Origin of the sequence: Parabacteroides sp. CAG:2, assembly GCF_000436315.1 — a bacterium.
Lineage (GTDB): Bacteria > Bacteroidota > Bacteroidia > Bacteroidales > Tannerellaceae > Parabacteroides > Parabacteroides distasonis.
Genome location: NZ_FR885319.1, coordinates 21,787 through 40,400, shown reverse-complemented (window position 1 = coordinate 40,400; position 18,614 = coordinate 21,787). Strand labels below are relative to the sequence as shown.

Annotated in this window: 15 protein-coding genes; 6 read left to right on the top strand and 9 right to left on the bottom strand. The window is 44.8% G+C overall.

The features are described 5' to 3' along the window. Positions 1–161 precede the first annotated feature (161 nt). Positions 162–791 (bottom strand): nitroreductase family protein, encoded by a 630-nt coding sequence (locus tag QVP94_RS13840; protein ID WP_022192842.1) that lies wholly within the window; start codon positions 789–791, stop codon positions 162–164. A 132-nt stretch (positions 792–923) separates the two neighbouring features. On the opposite strand from QVP94_RS13840, the gene QVP94_RS13835 reads away from it, so the two are divergent. Next, positions 924–1,784 carry an AraC family transcriptional regulator gene (locus tag QVP94_RS13835; protein WP_022192841.1) on the top strand — a complete coding sequence of 287 codons (861 nt, stop codon included), beginning with the start codon at positions 924–926 and terminating at the stop codon, positions 1,782–1,784. 521 nt (positions 1,785–2,305) lie between these two features. Here QVP94_RS13835 and QVP94_RS13830 read toward each other — a convergent pair. From QVP94_RS13830 to QVP94_RS13810, 5 genes are all read right to left on the bottom strand, one after another. Continuing rightward, entirely contained in the window at positions 2,306–3,133 is an 828-nt protein-coding gene (locus QVP94_RS13830) for a DNA-formamidopyrimidine glycosylase family protein (RefSeq protein ID WP_022192840.1), read from the bottom strand. Between the two features lie 87 nt (positions 3,134–3,220). Beyond that, the gene (locus QVP94_RS13825; protein WP_009018142.1) at positions 3,221–4,210 is read right to left on the bottom strand and encodes a fimbrillin family protein; all 990 of its coding nucleotides are present in this window, start codon (positions 4,208–4,210) and stop codon (positions 3,221–3,223) included. Positions 4,211–4,253: 43 nt separating this feature from the next. Next, positions 4,254–4,718 carry a YybH family protein gene (locus QVP94_RS13820; protein WP_022192839.1) on the bottom strand — a complete coding sequence of 155 codons (465 nt, stop codon included), beginning with the start codon at positions 4,716–4,718 and terminating at the stop codon, positions 4,254–4,256. 83 nt (positions 4,719–4,801) lie between these two features. Beyond that, the gene (locus QVP94_RS13815; RefSeq protein ID WP_008780103.1) at positions 4,802–5,680 is read right to left on the bottom strand and encodes an AraC family transcriptional regulator; all 879 of its coding nucleotides are present in this window, start codon (positions 5,678–5,680) and stop codon (positions 4,802–4,804) included. Positions 5,681–5,693: 13 nt separating this feature from the next. Next, positions 5,694–6,863: an esterase gene (locus QVP94_RS13810; RefSeq protein ID WP_011966657.1), complete on the bottom strand. Its 1,170-nt coding sequence runs from the start codon at positions 6,861–6,863 to the stop codon at positions 5,694–5,696. A gap of 347 nt (positions 6,864–7,210) precedes the next feature. On the opposite strand from QVP94_RS13810, the gene QVP94_RS13805 reads away from it, so the two are divergent. Further along, positions 7,211–8,593 (top strand): OmpP1/FadL family transporter, encoded by a 1,383-nt coding sequence (locus QVP94_RS13805; RefSeq protein ID WP_022192838.1) that lies wholly within the window; start codon positions 7,211–7,213, stop codon positions 8,591–8,593. A gap of 216 nt (positions 8,594–8,809) precedes the next feature. On the opposite strand, the gene glgP is transcribed toward QVP94_RS13805, so the two are convergent. Together glgP and QVP94_RS13795 are read right to left on the bottom strand one after the other, a co-directional pair. Further along, on the bottom strand, positions 8,810–11,380 hold the full coding sequence (gene glgP / locus QVP94_RS13800; RefSeq protein ID WP_022192837.1) for an alpha-glucan family phosphorylase: 2,571 nt from the start codon (positions 11,378–11,380) through the stop codon (positions 8,810–8,812). Positions 11,381–11,453: 73 nt separating this feature from the next. Continuing rightward, positions 11,454–13,112, bottom strand: a complete 1,659-nt coding sequence (locus QVP94_RS13795; protein ID WP_011966654.1) for a glycosyltransferase — start codon at positions 13,110–13,112, stop codon at positions 11,454–11,456. Positions 13,113–13,240: 128 nt separating this feature from the next. Here QVP94_RS13795 and QVP94_RS13790 point away from each other — a divergent pair, with 128 nt between their 5' ends. The 4 genes from QVP94_RS13790 (at position 13,241) to QVP94_RS13775 (ending at position 16,296) form a co-directional block, all read left to right on the top strand. Continuing rightward, positions 13,241–13,531 (top strand): C2H2-type zinc finger protein, encoded by a 291-nt coding sequence (locus tag QVP94_RS13790; protein ID WP_022192836.1) that lies wholly within the window; start codon positions 13,241–13,243, stop codon positions 13,529–13,531. A 2-nt stretch (positions 13,532–13,533) separates the two neighbouring features. Next, complete coding sequence (locus QVP94_RS13785; protein WP_288213285.1) at positions 13,534–14,082, top strand: 1-acyl-sn-glycerol-3-phosphate acyltransferase; 549 nt, start codon at positions 13,534–13,536, stop codon at positions 14,080–14,082. Between the two features lie 157 nt (positions 14,083–14,239). Continuing rightward, positions 14,240–15,025, top strand: coding sequence for an amidohydrolase (locus QVP94_RS13780; RefSeq protein WP_022192834.1), 786 nt, complete (start codon positions 14,240–14,242; stop codon positions 15,023–15,025). Positions 15,026–15,045: 20 nt separating this feature from the next. Next, entirely contained in the window at positions 15,046–16,296 is a 1,251-nt protein-coding gene (locus QVP94_RS13775; protein WP_022192833.1) for an MFS transporter, read from the top strand. A gap of 2 nt (positions 16,297–16,298) precedes the next feature. Here the strand turns inward: QVP94_RS13775 and QVP94_RS13770 are convergent, their stop codons facing one another. Beyond that, a complete protein-coding gene (locus QVP94_RS13770) occupies positions 16,299–18,605 on the bottom strand; it encodes a sensor histidine kinase (protein ID WP_022192832.1) in 2,307 nt (768 codons plus the stop codon). Positions 18,606–18,614: the final 9 nt, after the last annotated feature.

Here is an 18,614-nt window from a genome sequence, read left to right as displayed (position 1 = left end):
GCTTGCTAAGATATTGAGTACGTGAGGAATAGAATTAAGGTTCATCTTCCGTCCGGACCGCTTTCAAAGAAAGTAAAATAAAGTAAAGCTCTGTAATTTAAAGATTACAGGGCTTTTTCTTTTTTCATCACTTATCAAGATATGGCCTTTCGTATTTGGGCTTACCATATATTTTTGTGAATTCTCTCTTTCACTCGAATATCTTTCTGCTTACATATATGTGCATCCTCGGCCGCATAACCGATGGCGAGAAAACAAGTGAACTCATATTCAGCGGGAGCATTGACGAGGTGTTTCACGTACTCCGGTTCATTGCCAATGGGAATACGGAAAGCGCATGCCAGCCCTTCCGCTGTTGCGACTAACAATATGTTTTCTACGGCTGCCCAAGCCGAAGCGAAATAGTTCAAGGAACTTTGGTCTGCGGGCTTGCATAAGGGATAGTCCTTTTGCCTGAAAAACGGTAGGATAAGGCAGTTGCTTTGGATTAGCATACGTTGTTGCTTGGGAAGCGCATCGACAAACATAGCATATCCGTCTTTGTCCATTACGTTCTCGGCGGCTTTAAGTTGGGTTTGTTGAATGGTTTTGGTGTTTTCCGCTACAGGTGATATAAGTCGGGCAATGTTTTCCTGCCCTCTCACGACAATGAACTCGAACTGTCGCAGATGGTCGTTGGTCGGAGATTTAAAGGCTGCCGATAATACTTTTTCCAGCACTTCGTCCGTTACCTCCTTATTGGAAAAGTCCCGGATGGTTCTTCTTTTCTCTAATACTTGATAGAAATCCATAACAATACATTTAATAGTTATACTTGTTGTTTTCAGCGGCAAAGTTATATTGCTTTATTGTCGCATATTTGTTGTATTGTTTTATGTAATTGTCGTATATTTGTATCGAACCATTTTATATACGACTACCTTATGGAAGAGATGATCACTCCTTACGAATTGCCCGAAGTAGAGAACCATTCATTCTTTTTTATAGATCAACGAATAGAAACTCATGTAGAAGCCAAATTGCATCAGCACGATGCATGGGAGTTATATTATGTGTTACATGGATACGGAACCCGAATGGCAGGCGATACGTTACAGTCTTTTTCGGCTGGTGATGTGGCATTGATACCGCCATCCATGCATCATTATTGGGAATATACCCCTTTATCGGCAGACAGTGACGGGTGCGTTCATTACTTGATGGTTGCTTTCAGTCACTCTTTCGTCGTGAGATGCATGGAGGTATTTCCCGAATTACGCAATCGTTTAGCAGGGCTAACTTTTCCTGTTAACGCATTAAAGCTTGGTTTGGAAAGCTCTCGTATCATACGCAAAATATTATTGCGTATGAACGATATGGACGAATTGGGGCGATTGTGTGAAATGTTCCGCTTGCTACCGGTTCTATTCACTTCATCCGACCATACTTTTGCAGGCAAGCCTATGAATGTAGAGCGGGATGTGAGGCGTATACAGCAAATTTGTACGTATGTGATGGGGCATTATATTCATCCTATTTCATTAGATGATATTTCTGCCGAGGTTGGTATGAACCGTTCTGCGTTTTGTTCCTATTTCAAGCGATGCAAGGGAATGACATTCTCGCGATTTGTTACAGAGTACCGCTTAAATACTGCTTGCGAACTTCTGAAACACTCGCAAAAGCAGGTGTCGGAAATCTGTTTTGCAGTAGGATTCAATGATGTTCCACACTTTAATCGGATTTTTAAAAAATTGAAAGGAGTAACGCCACAAGAATATAGAAAAAAGGGGACTTCCGGTTAGGCAATATTTTAGGCTTATGCGATATTAGTGGAGAATGATATTGTAAGCGAAAATGCGATAACCTTGACGTTTTGATTGAAAATCTGGGATTATGATGACAGGACCTTTTTGCGAATAGAAGAAATAGGGAGTGCTTTATGGTCAAATTATCCATTTTACCCTGTTTTTTTTGATGAATATCTCTGTTGGGAGACGAAAGTAATGGGATTAGGTAACGCGAAAGCCAGTGTTAGGCAACGCTACCGTATGTGTTAGGCGATACATACGGTAGGAATTGGGTACGCAACCTATAGAAATGGGCGACGCATCCGTATGAAAAGCGCCTTTCTCCTGCATAAATATGAGATAGGATGAATTAATCTCGCTAGAATGAAAGTGTATATTTAAGCAAAGTGCTATAATACAATTGATTGCTGATATTTTTTCTCGTATTTGGTAACAGTATGTACCTTTGCCCGGAAAAAACGATTCTCCGGGGCTTCAGATTACATATTGTCATATTGTCAATTTGAGCGTATTACTTATCTTTCTCGCTGGCAATGCGGGCAATAGTAAATGCTGCCTCCGAGGTAAGCCTCTTTCTGTATCCGTTCGCCGCAGATGGGGCAAGGGTCATGGTAGGTGTTCTTCGATAGGATCGTGCGGTAATTGCCTAAGGCGCCGTATAGATCCTTCTCCGTATCCCGGCCTCCTCGGCAAGTCATCTCTTCCAGTGTGGATTTCACGGTGTTGAAGAGGCGGTCTATATCCTCTTCTGATAAAGTCGATATTTTTCGTTTCGGGGAGATCCGGGCATTGAACAAGATATCTTGGCAGACTCCGTTGCCTAGGCCCGGAATACGTTGCTCGGTGGCGAGTAACGCCTTCGCGGATATATCTTTCTTGAAATTCCGGATGAGACTGATAAAATAGGCTTTATCGAATCTCTCGTCCAACGGACATAGCTTATGGATGCTACCTTGGTAATAGGGATTGTCAAACTCGCCTTTGAAAGCGTAGATGGAACCATACATCGAAACCGTGAAAGCTAGGAACGAATCGTCCTCGAATACGATCATAAGCTGATATTTCTTCGGGGCCTTTTCCGCGGAGGTATAATAACGCATATTGGTTCCGTCTCCGATTAAGAGGTGGGTATCCGCGTCCATAAGGATGTCCACGAATGCGCCATAGCCTTGGGCGCCTAGGACCGTTCGTCCTACCAGCCTATTGGAGTATCCCGCCGGATCGCCATTATAGAACGTGAAACGGTGAGGACTGTTCGACTCGATAACATGCGCTATCCGTTTACCCTTTAGCGTTTCGCTAGCCTGTTTGCCAATGGTGGCGGATTCGGGAATCTCAATCATATTCGTATTGTTTTTAGAGGTGACGGGGTAAATATAGGCATATTTTCCGTACCAATATTCATTGATACGGAAAATAGGAACCGGACTTTAATTCTGGGTCGGATAAAGGGGCTTTCCTGTCTCGTCCACATCTGTCCAGTCTTTTACGTTGACACTGGCCAAAGTGACCGAATTACCGTTGATTACCGCTTTAAATAAATAAGAGTTTCCCGCTTTCAACTCGCCATCCGGAAGAGGGATCTGGGTGGTATAGGTGCGGGTACTGTTTTCATTGTCGGCGGATATTTCCAGCGTGAGAGTCATAGGAGCCGTATGTCTTATCGGCAACATGATATATTGGGCGGTTAATCCGTTTATGCCCATCTTATCCGCTTTTCCGAAGGCGGTAGCAGGAGTGATGACACCTGTGCCCAGATCCATGGTAGCCCCAACCACAGGAGGAGTGATCATGGCGGAGACCAGTTGGTTGATCGTGATGCCTTCACCGCCGGTTAATTCTACTACGACTTGGGTAGCCACATGCCCATAAACAATCGGTATATTGATTTGGGAGCTATTTACATCCTGTTGTATGGCGCTCCACCAAAGATAATCGATACCGTTGAAGAGGGGTTCGGATACGCCACTCGTGAATGTCGGGGGAATCGTGGAGAAATTGTCGGATACGGCGTAGAAATTATAAGTGCCATTGGAGAGAAACATTTTATATCCGTCACTTCCTGTTAACACCCCGGGAGATGAGGTTATGTAAAGACCTGACGCCTCGGGGCTTCCCTTGGTTCCGGCGTTGCTGTCGAAGACATAAACCCTGCTTTGTATCCCTTTATTCATGGGAGACATGGAACGTAATAGGTTCCGGCCCTCCACGGAGGCGTTGAAAGTCACCAACGTACTGTTTCCCGGGTCCTCGTTTCCCGAAGAGCCGTTTGGGGTTGTTCCATCCTCAAAAATAATCGTGTTCTTGTTGCATCCGGCGAGGAGTAACAGGAACATCGTGCTAAATGTAAGCGCATTTGCCGCTTTCAGTAAATTCCGTATCATATAATTTGTGTTTAGTGAATAGTCTATATAATACATTTTGCGAACCGTTTTGGTTCAGAAAGCGGCAAATGTTTTAACCTTAATCTATCGGTTTCACGTAAGACCAGTGGGTTTGTATGATCTTCCATTGGTTGTCGGGGTTGCGTCTGTAAACCTCGGTGCAGTTCCATTTTATTACCTTGTCGGATAAGTAGCAATCAAGGTTGAACGTGAGAACCGCTATGTTTTGCGTGACTTGTACGATCGGGCGGATCATGTCGAAATGATCCGCCGGAGGAAGTTGCATACCTTTATAATAAGTGCGCAGTTGTTCCAATCCCTCTATTTTCGTCTCTAGGGAAGGATCGAAGTAAATCACGTCGGTGTCTGAAAGCTCTACGAATGCCATCGGGTCGGTCGAGGCTAGGGCCTCTTTTTCAAGGGAGATGATCATCTCCGGGATGTTCTCGTTTAATGTTTTGTTCTCCATATTCTTTTGTTGTGCGTTAGTGGATAACGTGCTTCCTAATATGAGAGCCGCTATCCATGATTTGTATTGTCTCATGATGCTTTATTTATTGATAGAGGCAAAATTAGACATACCGAATGGAGTTCGTATAATACGTATAAAGGAGGAAATAGTACTTTTTACGGTTTTGTATTCCTGCGATAGTTTAGCGGGGTCATGTTTGTTTGGGAACGAAATAGACGGATGAAATAGGATGGATCCTCGTAACCTAGAGCTTCCGTTATGGCGGATATAGGCAAGTCTGTATAAGTCAATAGCCGTTTACTCTCGATCAGTATTTTATTTAAGATATATTGTTTTGCGCTGATACCCGTAGCGTTTTTCACGATCTCATTCAGATAGTTCGGGGTGATGCAAAGCCGATCGGCATAGCTCCGGATGGAATGATCTTGCTTGAAGGAATGGTTTACTAACTCGATAAATCGGTCTACATAGATGCTTTTAGATCGGGCGTTTGTGTCTGGAGGTAAAGCGTTCGAGCTAGCGTATAGCCTGTTGAGCAACATTAATGTCTCGTACAACAAGGCCCGGAGCAAGTGTTTGTCTTTCGACTGATAGTCCTTGATCTCTTTATCGATCTCCGAGATCAACTCGGAGATGCGGCCATAGGCTTTCTTGTCGAGACTGAGCTTGGAAGACCGTCTTTCCGTATGGAAATAAGAGAGGTTCCGGAGAAATGCCGGATCATTGAAAAAAGAGAGCAGGAACTCTTCCTCAAAGATAAGAGCGAAGCCGTCTTGTATCGTTTTATCGTCCCATTTACGTATTTCGCCGGGCCGGGTAAAGATGATATCTTGAGGCTTTACCCGGTTCGCTTGATGATCGATAAGAAATTCTCCCTCCCCACTAGTGATCAATGTTATATCGTAATACGTCAATATATGTACGGGTTGTTCCTTGAGATACTTCTTGATCGTGTTCAAGGGAACGACGTCGATAAGTAGCTCATCGCCGTATTTGTGTTTATAGAAGTCGTATTGCGGTATATTAAGATTCATCTGCTCATGTCTTTTATTTGAAAAGCATAGGAGCGAATTGGAGGAGATAAGCCCGCCAATTGGCCCAGATATGCCCTCGGGTGGATTCTACGTACTGGTATTTCATACCTAGGCTATCCATTCGCTGGCGGAATTGCTGGTTTGCGTCGTACAGGAAATCGTCCTTTCCTATACCGATCCAGAACAATTGATAACCGGATCTCTTGAGGTTTCCTAACTTCTCGTCGAGGTTCGTGTACATCGGGCTATTGGGGTCTACACCATTTGCGCTGAGCCCAGCGGAGAAAAGTCCTATATAGTTAAAATAGTCCGGATAATTCAATGATATATATAATGTATGGAAACCACCCATCGAAAGTCCGGCTATGGCTCGGTGTCGCTTATCCGGGATCGTACGGTAACGGTTATCGATGAAATGAATGATCTCGGTGAAACTCTTCTCGTACGAGCCATCCTTATAACCGGGGAAGCTGTTGCTCATGGCCGGCTTGTAATTCAGGTTATCGGGCGTTTCGCCGGGAGCGGCCTGTTTACTGGGATTGCCGTTTGGCATAACGACAAGCATTGGCTGTATCTTGCCTTCGGCAATCAAGTTATCCATGATACGGGCGGTACGGCCAAGCTCCAGCCAAGCGTTCTCGTCGCCGCCACTGCCATGTAACAGGTACAGAACGGGATAAGACTGGATGTTCTTATCGTAAAAAGGAGGTGTATAAACGCTAAGCCTACGTTCGCTCCCGAGGATATCCGAGTGATACCACGTGGTCGTTACATCGCCATGGGGCACGTCACGTACTTGATAATAATCCCCATTTCCCCCGTTGATATAGAACAGGCTGAACAAGGTGCCTACGTCACGGCAAGAGAATGGGTTGTTTGGGGCGATGTTGTAAATACCATCTATGTTTAAACGATAGGTGTACATTTCGGATGGCAGTGGGGGAGTCGTATAGCTCCATGTACCGTTTTTCCCTTTCGTCATCTGGCCATTGCCCTCGTTGGCTTCCCAGTCTCCTTTTACGGAGACGGACTTCGCCTTTGGGGCTTCTACATAGAAAGTAACGCTATTGTCTGGGTTGATCACGAGAGGTTCTACCTTATCGGTCTTGAATCCTACGTTCTGTTGGGCGAAAACCATGGATAGCGGCAGTAAGAGAGCTGCGAGTAATGCTAGTCTTTTCATTTTATCTATACGGTTTAAAGAATTAAGTTATAGAGACAAATATACGATTTATTTCGGAAAAATAGAAGTTATACTTACTTGGCACTTGTAGTATATCTTTTTGGGTAAAGTAAGTATATCTTCTTTAGTACTTGCTGTATATATCCTTTTCTGATTAGGATGATTCTTTTTGATTATAACTAATACCTGATTTCACGTTACTACCTTTGCGGCTCTTCTATTGTTAATTAGTCTTATGTGTTTGCACAGTATTTGCTGTTTTGTGCGGCACATTTTTATTAAAAGTGTGCAGTGTTTGAAAAAAGTATTTATCTTTGCGACCGTTTTGTAATCAAGAAAAGTAAAACATGAAGAAAAAAGTAGTATTAGGTGCGGCATTGATGATGATGCCTTTGGTTTCTTTCGCTGGAGGATATTTGACGAATACGAATCAGCATGCAGCCTTTTTAAGGTCACTTTCGCGAGGTGCTGCAATTGATATAGACGGCGCTTTGTCAAACCCGGCGGGTCTTTCTTTTTTGCCGACAGACGGTTTCCGCGTTGGTGTGAGTATCCAAAGTGCTTTCCAGACCCGGGATATCGATGTCTCTTTCAGTACATACAATGGTTTCGACCCAGTGAATAAGGTGCCGACAGTGAGCGACGTTCCCTATAAAAAGTATTACAAAGGAAAGGCAGCCGCTCCTGTGATTCCGAGTGTTTTTGCGGCTTACAAAAAAGGTGATTGGACGATCTCCGGTTTCTTTGCCATTACGGGTGGAGGTGGTAAGGCTTCGTTTGACGATGGCCTGCCAATGTTCGAATCGGCTGCTATGGCCGGTATCTTCAAGGAAAGTGTAGCGAAATATATAAAGACTGGCGGTCAAAGTCCCATCGTCACGCCGGATATGTATACTATTAACAGTGCGATGGACGGAAAACAGTATATTTATTCCCTACAACTTGGCCTATCATACAAGATCACGGATTGGCTTTCTGCTTTTGCCGGAGGCCGGATGAACTATTTCTCAGGAAACTATGACGGGTATCTGGATGCAAAATTAAAACAGAATTTTGGTGGAGCGGATTTAATGAACCTGGCTTTGGATTGCGATCAGACAGGTTGGGGGTTGACACCGGTTTTGGGTGTTGATGTCAAATATGGTAAATTCAATTTCGGAGCTAAATATGAGTTTAAGACGAACTTGAACATCGAAAACAATACCAAGAAGTTGGATTATCCCGACAGTGCGGAAGATTTGGTTGGCCCTTATAAGCATGGTGTAAATACGCCGAACGATATTCCTTCCATGCTTTCGGTGGCAGCTTCTTATCGGTTTTTGCCCATGTTGAAGGCTTCTGTTGAGTATCACTTCTTCGATGACAAGAAGGCGGGAATGGCCGGTGGAAAGCAGAAGGAACTGGAAAGAGGTACGAATGAGTATCTGTTTGGTATAGAGTGGGATGTTGTCAAGAGATTGACCATTAGCGGTGGCGCTCAAATTACAGATTATGGTTTGTCTGATAATTTCCAAAGTGATGTTAGTTTCTCCTGCGATTCTTATTCGCTGGGCTTTGGTGCTAAAGTGATGTTGAGCGAAAAAATGGCTTTGAACGTGGGATATATGTGGACAACTTACCACGATTATACCAAGAAGATGGACAACTACTGCGGCACGGGACTTCCTGGGCAGAATGTGTATAGCCGCACCAACAAGGTGTTCGGATTAAGTTTGGACTACGCTTTCTAAGCTTGAAAATATTCGTATCCTATTGAAAAAGGAAGCTGCCTGTCGTGTGGCTTCCTTTTTTTAATTCATGGGTATTCAACGGACTATATGAAACCCTATGCATTACGGCTCGTAACCATAGGTTTTAGTCGCTGTAAAGCATAGCTGGGTATGGCATAAAAAAAGAGGGTGCATGACGCATCCTCTTTCTTGATTATTTGTTTTACTTGTTGCCGATTATAACTGAATCCAGCGTACATAAGCGAAGTCCATACGGTGAGGCAACTCCTTGTTTACAGGATATACACGGAAGCCTATCTTATGGTTACCAGCCTCGGAAGGAGTGGTCGTTAACTTGAAGAATAACTTGGAGCCTTCTTCCTTCATCAACTCGAACTGAGCGGTATTGATTGGTGACAGCGTGTGTTTCTCCGGATCTTCCTTCATGACAACCATTTCAGCACCTAACATACCTTGTAGTTCATGACGGTCGATTACCAAATTGAAGTTGTATTCTTTTCCTACAACCGGGCCATTCACCGTCAAATCTTGGTCGCAAGTGAAAGATTCCACTTGGAAGCTATCCCAATGTTGCGCAACTTCCTCTTTCCAAGCAGCTAATTGCTTAGCGATCTCGTAGTTGTTAGCGGAAATATGAGCGGAACGAGTAGCCAATTTGTGATAGAAACGATCCTCATAATCGTCCAACATACGTTTCATCGTATAATCCGGAGCGATCTTGGCGATAGAGTTCTTGATATATTGGATCCAGTCCGGAGAGTAACCCTTGCTGTTCTTAGCGTAGTAAGTCGGGATGATCTCAGTTTCCAAGCAATGGTAGATCGTAGCCGCATCCAATTGGTCTTGGTATTGCTGGTTCTCATAAGTACGCTTGTCGGTCAATGCCCAACCTGCGCCTTCTACGTAACCCTCATACCACCAACCGTCAAGAACGGAGAAGTTCAATACACCGTTCATCTCGGCTTTCTCACCGGAAGTACCGGAAGCCTCTAACGGACGAGTCGGCGTGTTCAACCATACGTCTACACCAGAAATCAAACGACGGGCCAAACGCATATCGTAGTTCTCCAAGAAGATGATCTTTCCTAAGAACTCCGGACGGCGAGAGATCTCTACGATGTGTTTGATCAAACCTTGACCACCACCATCAGCTGGGTGAGCCTTACCGGTGAATACGAACTGAATCGGGAATTTCTCATTGTTAACGATCTTAGCCAAACGGTCTAAGTCCGTGAACAACAAGTGCGCACGCTTGTAAGTAGCGAAACGACGACCGAAACCGATCAGCAAGGCATTCGGGTTGATCTTCTCTAGGATAGAAACCACCTTGGAAGGATCACCTTGGTTCTTCAACCAGCTATCTTTATATTGAACACGGATGTAATCAATCAATTTATTCTTCAAGGTCATACGGAGATTCCAGATTTCCTCGTCGGATACATTCTGGATTCCTTCCCAACATTTGCGATTTGATTGATCCTCGAAAAGCTTCGTGCCTAATTTATCCGCATAGAATTTCTTCACCTCGGTAGCGGCCCAAGTCGGCATATGTACACCGTTCGTTACATAACCAACGTGCAGTTCATCCGGGAAGTAACCTTTCCAAACCGGGGCGAACATGCGCTGAGAAACCTTACCGTGCAACCAGCTTACGCCGTTAGCCTCTTGGCAAGTGTTCAAGGCGAATACGCTCATGGAGAATTTCTCGTTAGAACCTGGGTTCTCACGTCCCATGTCGATGAAATCTTGCCAGCTAATACCTAACTTGCCGGGGAACTCACCCATGTAACGTCCGAACAAACCCTCGTCAAAGTAATCGTGACCTGCCGGAACCGGAGTGTGTACCGTATAGAGGGCGGAAGCACGAACTACCTCCAACGCTTGGTTGAATGAAAGGCCGTCGTTCTGGATATAGTCTACCAAACGCTGAGCGTTGATCAAAGCGGCGTGTCCCTCGTTGCAGTGATAAATTTGTTTCTTGATACCTAACTTGTTCAGCATCATGATACCACCGATACCCAACAAATACTCTTGTTTCATACGGTTCTCCCAGTCGCCACCATATAATTGGTGCGTGATGGAACGATCCCATTCGCTGTTCTGAGGAATATCCGTATCCATTAAGTACAAAGGTATACGACCTACGCTAACTTTCCAGATATGAACGTAAACGGTTCTGCCCGGATAAGGAACTTCCAATACCATCGGCTCTCCGTTCGACTGCAATACCTGAGTCAACGGCAGGGCGTTGAAATTTTGCGGCTCGTAATTGGCGATCTGCTGACCGTCCATAGACAAAGTCTGTGTGAAATATCCGTAACGATACAAGAAACCTACGGCACATAAATCGATATTACTATCGCTGGCCTCTTTCAAGTAGTCACCGGCTAATACTCCCAGACCACCTGAGTAAATCTTTAATACATTGGTCAAACCGTACTCCATGCTGAAGTAGGCTACAGACGGTTGTGTCTTGTCGGGTTTTACATTGATATAAGCTTTGAAATCAGCGTATACCTTTTGGATTTCAGCCATTAACTCCTTATCTGCTAAGATCTCTTCCATACGTTTGTGTGAAAGGCTTTGCAATAGCTGTACAGGGTTACCTTCTGTGGATTTCCAAAGTTGTTTGTCGATCTTGCCAAATAGTTTAGCGCCTTCATGATTCCATACCCACCAAAGATTCGTAGCGATCTCATTAAGTGGTTCCAACTGTTGTGGAAGCTTGGAATGTGAGTAGACGTCCTTCCAAATAGGACTGTTTGCGTTATTCGCCTTAATTTTCATTATCGTGAAGTTTAAAGTGTTTGTCTAAAAACGAGTGCAAAGATAGCATTATCTTATTAATTATGAGCAATATTTAGCTGTTTCTTTCCTCGGCATGCTTTATGGCGATATCGAATGCGGTCAGATAATAGTCGATAAACTTGCTCCATTCAGCTTTTCGAGCGAGATCGAAACAACGCTGTTTGATTTCCTCGATGTCCGTAGCATCCTTTTGGCTGAGAGCCAGGATGGAGTTCATGATAGCGTCCGCTACCTCAAAATAATTGAAATCCGTACGATTAATAACCTCTACGCCTTCGCTAAGGTTATCTCCGGATACCGTTTTCTTCGCCCACATACCGAAACCAGCCAGATTGGTCGTGATCGTCGGTATACCGAAAGCGATACTTTCCAGCGGGGTATATCCCCACGGCTCGTAGTAGGAAGGATATACGGTAGCGTCCATCCCTATCAGCATATCATAATAGGTCTTATTGAAAATACCTCCTTTACCGTCCAAATAACAAGGAACGAATATGATTTTTAGTTTTTCGGATGCTGCATTCGTGAAGCCGGCGTGGTTGATATAATTCAAGACCTTATCTTCTGGCATATTATGCAACCAGTGCGTAATGAAAGGGATTTGAAGCGGAGAGGTCGTCTTTATGTCCTGCTCGATCGCCTCTTTTAAATCCGCACGGGCAGCACGTACCCAAGCCGGTACCATGATAAAGGCGACGACCTCACGCTGCAGGCGTCCGGACGTACGTACACGGTTCATCGCCTCGATGAAGACATCGATACCTTTATTTCTGTATTCATAGCGGCCACTGGTGGAAACCAGCAAAGCGTTCGGGTCGATGGAGCAGCCCAATAATTTCTCCGCTACATTAATTAATGTACGACGTGCCTCCTTCCGCTTTTTAGCGTATTCCTTACCCTCGGGTACGAAGTTGGGCTCAAAGCCGTTCGGGGTAACGATATCCGGTGCCTTATCCAATAACTGTTTACATTCACGGGCCGTGATATCGCTTACGGTCGTGAAGCAATCCACGTAATGGGCGGCCTGCTTCTCTACGGAATGCTTGGCCTCCATGTTTAGCTCCTTAGCCATCTGATCGCCGTTGTAACCGTCCATATAAGCGTATAACGCTTTGTTGTTACCGGCGATAGAGCGTCCGATCGATGTGGCATGCGTCGTGAAAAGTGTCGCTATGGCAGGGATTTGCTTTTGAATGTAAAGCGCTCCCATCGCCAACATCCATTCATTGAATAGGGCGGCGACTTTCTTGTTTTCCAGTTTGTAGAAGTGATAGAAACTCTCTATTACCTTACCGACCGCATACGCGAAGATACAAGACTCATCGTAATCGCCGTAGGCGTGGATGGAGTCAACTCGGAAATTTTCCCACATAGAATAGAAAAAGGCGTCTCGTTCACTGAAGTAGGACTTGAAATCTACCAGTATAACAGGGGGGGTACCCGGTACGTTCCAGCGACCAACCTTAACTTTCAAGTGATCTACTGCCTCGGCGTGCTTTCTCCAATCCTCAAACAAAGATGCGTCTTCCGTAAAATCGGGAGCGGTTGTGTTTGCCCACACATCCGGACCGATGAATATTACTTTGTCGTTAAAAATTTGTTGAAGCGTATGAGCTTTAGTCGATAGTACGGTATAAATACCTCCCACTTTATTACAGACTTCCCAGCTGCTTTCAAAGAGAAACTCTGGCGTCTTTATCATTTCGTTCATATTTGATTTGTTTATAATCAATGATTTCACCGCTGCAAAGATAATTCATTTTATGTTTTTTCTTGGCCTTTCCTCGGTATTTAATAACATATGTTCTATATTTGTGGATAATTAAATATGAAATAATTATGGCTAAAAGAAGATTTTTAAAGAAAGAGATCAGCTACGTGGCTGGTGAATTGTTCACGGAAGCGCTGGTTTGCAAATTGTATATACCCGGAGTAAATCAAGAGAAAGCGGATGCTTTGATGGCTCGTATCCTAGATATGCAAGATAGTTATATCGTTCGTGCCGGACACCCCGACGGCAAGGATAACAAGGCTCTCGTACGGAATTATTATCGCAAATTAAGAGAGGACTTGCAAAACGAGGTTAACGCTATCGCCGACGAGATAGGAGAGTTGAGCAAGGACAAATAGGCATGAAGAAGGCAATTAGTAAGGCGATACTCCGTATGGCGGGGTGGAAGCTGGGCCCGGTGGATGGCGTGGATTTGCCGAAATGTATCGTATGTGTGGCTCCGCATACCAGTAACTTGGATTTTATCGTAGGGAAACTTTTTTATACCTCGATCGGGTGTAACGCCGGTTTCCTTATTAAGAAAGAGTGGTTCTTTTTCCCTTTTAATTTGCTGTTTAACTGGCTGGGAGGTGTTCCGGTGGATCGTGGTAAACGTACGTCGGTGACCGATCAGATGGTGGAACGTTTCAAGACCAGTGAGCGGTTTCAATTGGCCGTCACACCGGAAGGTACCCGGAAGCGGGCCAAGGAATGGAAAAAAGGATTCTATTTTATCGCTTTGAAAGCGAACGTGCCGATCGTGGTGGCTTATTTTGATTATGGAAAGAAAGAGGTGGGTACGAAAGGTGTTTTTTATCCGACAGGTGATGTGGATAAAGATATCCATACGATACGTGAGATGTATCGGGGAGTTACCGCTTGCCATCCTGAGAATTTCGTACAGGTATAGGAGTTTTATGGTGAAGAAATAAGAGTTTTACTATAGGAAAACAAAAGTTTTCCCTAGGAGAAACAAAAGTTTTGCTATGAAGAAACTACTGTTTCTTCACCATGAAACTGTTTCCTTGTCACAATATGTCTTTTTATTACCTTAATATCTTTATTCTATGACTGAAGACTTACGTATCAGCATGATACAATCCCATATCATTTGGGAAGACCGTGAAGAGAACTTGGGTTATTACGGCGAACTGTTGCGCCGTGTTAGTGGAAGAACCGATTTAGCCGTATTGCCGGAGACGTTTACCACGGGATTTTCCATGGACGTGGAGAAACAAGCCGATACGATGGAGGGCCAGACCGTACCGACTATAAAGGAATGGGCTAAGAAATATAAACTGGCCGTGGCCGGGAGTTTTATCGCGAAAGATAACGGAAAGTTCTACAACCGGGCTTTTTTCATCACTCCGGAAGGGAAGGAGTATTATTACGATAAACGTCATTTGTTCCGTATGGCAGGGGAGGACAAGCATTTCTCGGCGGGCGACAAACGGCTGATCGTGCCCTATAAAGGCTGGAATATTTGTTTGCAGGTTTGTTATGACCTACGTTTCCCGGTTTGGAGTCGCAACGTGAATAACGAATATGATCTTTTGATTTATGTAGCCAATTGGCCCGAGGCCCGGAAGAAGGCGTGGAAGGCATTGCTGCATGCCCGTGCCATTGAGAACATGGCTTATGTCTGTGGCGTGAACCGTGTGGGGGTAGATGGGAAAGGTTTTCTTTTCAGAGGGGATTCCATGATTTATAACGCAAAAGGAAAGAAATTGGCTGATGCCGGAAAACGAGAGGAAATCACCCGGACATGTACTTTGAAGAAGAGCGAGCTGGATGAGTTCCGGGCTAAGTTCCCGGCGTGGAAGGATGCGGATGGATTTGGTATTGACTTCTAATCGTTTAATTCCTTCTTATTATGGAAAAACGTAATCCTTGGGCTTGGATCCCGTCTCTTTATTTTGCCGAAGGCTTGCCCTATGTGGTAGTCATGACGCTTTCTGTGATCATGTATAAACGTCTGGGCGTCTCAAATACGGATATCGCCTTATTTACCAGTTGGCTTTATTTTCCTTGGGTGATCAAGCCCATCTGGAGCCCGTTCGTAGACTTGATTAAAACGAAGCGTTGGTGGATTTATAGCATGCAGCTATTGATTGGCGGGGGAATGGCAGGTGTGGCGTTCGTCCTTCCCGGGGATTTCTTTCTGCGGTTTACCTTGGCTTTCTTTTGGTTGATGGCGTTTAGTTCCGCTACGCACGATATCGCCGCAGATGGGTTCTATATGCTGGGCTTGACGGAGGAGCAACAGGCGTTCTTCATCGGTATCCGAAATACGTTCTACAGGGTGGCGATGCTAACCGGACAAGGTCTGCTGGTTATGCTGGCGGGACTTTTGGAGGAGAGTACCGGGCGGATTTCCTTTGCTTGGAGCCTGGTGTTTTTCGTATTGGCCGGTACCTTTATCGCCTTGGCCTTGTGGCATAAGTATATCTTACCCCGTCCGGCGAGTGACGCGCAACGTACGAATATCACCCCTCATACCATCTTGGTGGAGTTTGGCAATACTTTCGTGAGTTTTTTCAACAAGAAAGGGATTGTCCCGGCTTTGCTTTTTATGCTGACGTATCGTTTGGGGGAATCCCAATTGGTAAAGTTGGCTTCTCCTTTCCTGCTGGATGGGCGGGAAGTTGGCGGGCTGGCGCTCAGTACCGGTGAGGTCGGGTTCGCTTATGGTACGGTGGGAGTGATCTCCTTATTGCTCGGAGGGGTTTTAGGAGGCCTGGCTATATCCCGGAGTGGCTTGAAGACTTGGTTATGGCCTATGGCATTGGCTATCTCCTTGCCGAATCTGGTCTATTTGTATATGGCCTATACGATGCCGGAGAGTATTGTTGTCGTAAACGCTTGTGTCGCTGTCGAGCAATTCGGCTACGGGTTTGGCTTTACGGCTTATACGATGTATCTGATGCTTTTCGCCGAGGGGGAATATAAGACTTCGCATTATGCGATCAGTACCGGTTTCATGGCGTTAGGTATGATGCTACCGGGAATGGCATCGGGATGGATACAGGAGCAGATCGGTTACCAACATTTCTTTATCTGGGTAATGATCTGTTGCATACCTTTATTTATTGTATTGCCGTTCTTGCGTTTCAAGAAAAAATAATCTTATACCGATAATCCGGGAGTGTAGGGAAGAGTCACGATGAATGTGCTACCTTCCCCTTCTTTGGATTCTAGGGTGATATATCCTCCGAAGTGCTCGATGATAATTTGGCAGATCGCCAGTCCGAGGCCTGTCCCTTGCGCAAACTCGTCCAGTTTGTTGAACCGTTCGAATACTTGGGCTTGCTTATCTGCGGGAATGCCTTTGCCCGTATCGGTCACGGAGATCTGGATCCAACGTTTATCTTGCGTATAATCGTATTTAATCAAGATGTATCCTTGCGTCGTGAATTTTGCGGCGTTGTTTATGAGGTTGGTAATCACTTGGGTTAATCGATGTAGGTCCGCTTGGATAATGGCCGGGAGGACCGGCAGTTGTATTTTAAGCGCTACGCCTTGGGGCATCAACAATTGATGGGTGCGGTAGATATGGGATAGTAATTCGTTTAAGTCACAATTCGTGAGGGTAAACGACATCTTACCGGACTCGATGCGGGATAGATCGAGAATGTCATTGATCAATTTCAATAAGAGGTCGCTGTTCTTACTGATAACTTGCATGAACTCATCCCTCTCGTTCGGGCTTATTTCCATATCGCTTGTTAGCAGTTCCGAAAATCCAACGATGGCGTTAAGCGGGGTACGTATCTCATGGCTCATATTGGCGAGGAACGCTGATTTCATTTGGTCCGCTTCCTCGGCCCTTATACGGGCTTTGATAAGATCTTCCTCTACTTCCTTACTTTGTTGGATATTTAAGCAGAGCCCGTTTACTCCGACATTATTGCGGGTGGAGTCTTGTCCATTCTTCGCTTGCGCATATCTGAATTCCCACCATATATGCCCTTTGCCGTTGAAATTATATCGGCGGCGGGTGATCTTACGGGAAGGGAATCCTGTATCAAGCAGGTGCTTATGTTGGATGAAATCTTCCCGGTCTTCAGGGTGGATAGACTCTTGGAATTGCGTGGAGGTGATCGGCTTTATCGGCATATCCAACGACTTATAGAAATCATGGTCGAACTCGAATACGCCGTTGCTGTATCGGAATGCGAAAATATCACCGCTCTCTAAAGCCAACGAGAGGAATTCTTTCTCTTTCCGTAAACTTTCTTGAGCCTGTTTCTTGTGAGAGGCTTCGCGACGGTATTGTACTCTTTGATAGAAAAGTGTCCATAGGATAAATAGGGTTAGAAGAATCCCGCATAGAATAATATATGTTTGATAACGAACCACAAAGGGCATATTCAAGAAGATGCTGTTTTGAGGCAGTTCTTTCCAATCGATACCCCATTTATTTAAAGTCGGGTAATCGAACAGATAGTTTTTGGCGCTTTCCGTTATTTGTGGGAAGCTATTGGCCGGTGTGCCCTTGAGTATGCTGGCAGCTCGTCGTAAGGCTTCTTGGGTTTGGCTCTCTACCGGGGTCATATATCCTCCGATGAAGTCTCCGTCATATCCTACGGATTCGTTGATCGCCGAGAAGCAGGGAAATGAGCAGAACCTACCTAAGGCTATCGAGGTATAATCTCTTTTGGTAGCAAGGTAGGCCTTGTTGTAAGTACTTGTACCTAACCCCCAGATCAAGTTGGAACTGGTGCGGGGTTGAATGGTTTGTATATAGAGGGAATCGAACGGTACTTTTGGGAACCGCACTAAAGAAGAGGATCTCTTTTTATCGGATGGGGATGAATACTGGGGATATTTAAGGTAATCGGGTCTAGCCTTGGAGCATAGCCCTTTTATTTGCTCATCCATATCTTTCAGGATCTTTTTGTCAAGAGCTGTACTATCAGAGACACGTACAATTACGCATTTTCCCATGATTCGCTCGATAAGTTCGACGTTTTTCCGATAGTCCGGCTTATCCCAAAATCCGGATACGTTAGGATACTTTTGAATTAAGGGTATGTTTGGGTAGTTGACTCCGGTAAAAACGATAGGTACGCTATCTAATAAAGGATGTTCGCAAGCCAATAAGGAATAGGTCGCTTGATCATCGTTTACGATTATGATATCAGGCTTCCATAAAGATAACGTATTGAGTTCCGTATATATTCTTTGTTTCTCTTCTAGCGATTGATAAGCTTCGCAATTAAGATAGAACGTGAAGATACTAGCAGGAATGCCTTCCTTCTGGAATCCTTTTTTAAAAGCCTCTTCTATATCTTTATAGGCTTGAAAGTCCGGCTCATAAGATTGGACTATCAAGATACGCTTTTCCGTGGTTGAGCGTTCGCAAGAATTTGCGACCAATAGAAATAATGGAAGCAACAATAAAAAAAGATAACGATAAGAAGTGTTCGCCATGTGTATAGC

Bases quoted from the DNA above. Each gene is read 5' to 3' on its own strand.
- QVP94_RS13805 (WP_022192838.1), top strand. From the start codon at position 7,211: ATGAAGAAAAAAGTAGTATTAGGTGCGGCATTGATGATGATGCCTTTG.
- QVP94_RS13815 (WP_008780103.1), bottom strand. From the start codon at position 5,680: ATGAATCTTAATATACCGCAATACGACTTCTATAAACACAAATACGGC.
- QVP94_RS13810 (WP_011966657.1), bottom strand. From the start codon at position 6,863: ATGAAAAGACTAGCATTACTCGCAGCTCTCTTACTGCCGCTATCCATG.
- QVP94_RS13830 (WP_022192840.1), bottom strand. From the start codon at position 3,133: ATGATTGAGATTCCCGAATCCGCCACCATTGGCAAACAGGCTAGCGAA.
- QVP94_RS13825 (WP_009018142.1), bottom strand. From the start codon at position 4,210: ATGTATTATATAGACTATTCACTAAACACAAATTATATGATACGGAAT.
- QVP94_RS13785 (WP_288213285.1), top strand. From the start codon at position 13,534: ATGAAGAAGGCAATTAGTAAGGCGATACTCCGTATGGCGGGGTGGAAG.
- QVP94_RS13770 (WP_022192832.1), bottom strand. From the start codon at position 18,605: ATGGCGAACACTTCTTATCGTTATCTTTTTTTATTGTTGCTTCCATTA.
- QVP94_RS13775 (WP_022192833.1), top strand. From the start codon at position 15,046: ATGGAAAAACGTAATCCTTGGGCTTGGATCCCGTCTCTTTATTTTGCC.
- glgP (WP_022192837.1), bottom strand. From the start codon at position 11,380: ATGAAAATTAAGGCGAATAACGCAAACAGTCCTATTTGGAAGGACGTC.
- QVP94_RS13790 (WP_022192836.1), top strand. From the start codon at position 13,241: ATGGCTAAAAGAAGATTTTTAAAGAAAGAGATCAGCTACGTGGCTGGT.
- QVP94_RS13840 (WP_022192842.1), bottom strand. From the start codon at position 791: ATGGATTTCTATCAAGTATTAGAGAAAAGAAGAACCATCCGGGACTTT.
- QVP94_RS13780 (WP_022192834.1), top strand. From the start codon at position 14,240: ATGACTGAAGACTTACGTATCAGCATGATACAATCCCATATCATTTGG.
- QVP94_RS13820 (WP_022192839.1), bottom strand. From the start codon at position 4,718: ATGAGACAATACAAATCATGGATAGCGGCTCTCATATTAGGAAGCACG.
- QVP94_RS13835 (WP_022192841.1), top strand. From the start codon at position 924: ATGGAAGAGATGATCACTCCTTACGAATTGCCCGAAGTAGAGAACCAT.
- QVP94_RS13795 (WP_011966654.1), bottom strand. From the start codon at position 13,112: ATGAACGAAATGATAAAGACGCCAGAGTTTCTCTTTGAAAGCAGCTGG.